This window comes from Burkholderia sp. SIMBA_051 (genome assembly GCF_046534915.1).
In the GTDB taxonomy this organism is placed as follows: Bacteria; Pseudomonadota; Gammaproteobacteria; order Burkholderiales; family Burkholderiaceae; genus Burkholderia; species Burkholderia ambifaria.
The window spans coordinates 1-258 of the sequence record NZ_JAWRXS010000514.1 but is presented as its reverse complement, the minus strand read 5'-3'; the positions used below and the strand labels follow the sequence as shown (position 1 = coordinate 258).

The 258-nt window shown below is 55.4% G+C and carries 1 protein-coding gene; it reads right to left on the bottom strand.

Annotated elements, in window-relative coordinates; all coding sequences use genetic code 11:
• Nucleotides 1-187 (bottom strand): hypothetical protein (locus tag SB771_RS35520; protein ID WP_410722106.1); only part of this gene is annotated, 187 nt, incomplete at its 3' end.
• Between the last annotated feature and the right edge of the window lie 71 nt (nucleotides 188-258).

Here is a 258-nt window from a genome sequence, read left to right as displayed (position 1 = left end):
AGTCGCTTGTCGTTTGCCGCAGTTTTTCGGGCCAGACGCGCCAGACAGAACCGATCTGGAAGAAACCCAGTGCTATCTTGTGCGTGTAGACGGTTCCATAGGAAACCTGCAGGAGCGCGGCTGCCTCTCTGATCCCAATGGCTCGCTCGCCTGCGATCAGGATGCCTTTCTCGATCAAGGTTCCCATACAGTCCTCACTCTGCTAACGTGATCCCGATTGCCCATTGCGCTGTACGGGTCAAATCGGGTTTTCGAATG